The 753-nt window shown below is 34.5% G+C and carries 1 protein-coding gene; it reads right to left on the bottom strand.

Annotation, left to right across the window (positions count from 1 at the left end; translation table 11 throughout):
- Positions 1 to 159: 159 nt before the first annotated feature.
- The gene (locus tag Q4489_RS18230) at positions 160 to 660 is read right to left on the bottom strand and encodes a GNAT family N-acetyltransferase (protein ID WP_303483383.1); all 501 of its coding nucleotides are present in this window, start codon (positions 658 to 660) and stop codon (positions 160 to 162) included.
- Positions 661 to 753 lie beyond the last annotated feature (93 nt).

Raw genomic sequence — 753 nt, 5'->3', positions numbered from 1 at the left:
AAAAACAAACAATTGAGAATATATAAAAAAAGACGTGAAAACGTCTTTTTGGGAGAAATTCTACAGCCTCAACGCCCTGTTAACAGGCAAAAAATAGTTGGTTAAAATTAGTGACGAAGGAGCAAAACCAACTGTTTTTTGTCCTTGTTTAACAGCTTGTTATGCGTATTTTAACCTAAACGTAGTACAAGATAATGGCTTATTATTTAAACTAATAAAATCAGGTGCATCGCCAATAATTTCAAAGCCTTGCTTTAACAACACATGCTTTGAAGCAGGATTGTTTTCTAATACTCTAGCTTCCAGAGATTGAACACTAAATTCTCTTTGTGCAATTTCAACTAGCGAAGCTAGACAAAAGCTTGCATAGCCTTGGGATATAAAACGTTTTGAAACCCTATAACCTACATAAGCTTTATTAGAGCTAATATCTCTTAAATTGGCTCTTGCGACAATTTCATTATCTTTAATAAGTAAACCACAAAACGCAGAACCAGAACGTACTTTATCAAGTTCTGCATTAATATGTCGTTCAACACCTTGCTCAGAATAAAAATCATTATCCCGAGGCTCAATTAATGATTCAAACCATGATCTATTTTCTAGTTCAAAATCAAACAATTGCTTCAAATGATGTTCAGATAACAGCTCAAGTTGCATTGATACTCTCTATACGCATAACGCCCGCATAAGAAGCGGGGCAATTACTTGGACGCTTTTTTGCGTCGTTTATCTTTGCAAAAAATCGGACAA

This window comes from Thalassotalea sp. 1_MG-2023 (assembly GCF_030546745.1).
Taxonomy (GTDB): domain Bacteria; phylum Pseudomonadota; class Gammaproteobacteria; order Enterobacterales; family Alteromonadaceae; genus Thalassotalea_C.
This window is presented reverse-complemented; position numbering and strand designations above follow the sequence as displayed.

What these genes read in the sequence shown, in the direction of transcription:
- Q4489_RS18230 (WP_303483383.1), bottom strand. Translation starts at nt 660, where the DNA reads ATGCAACTTGAGCTGTTATCTGAACATCATTTGAAGCAATTGTTTGAT.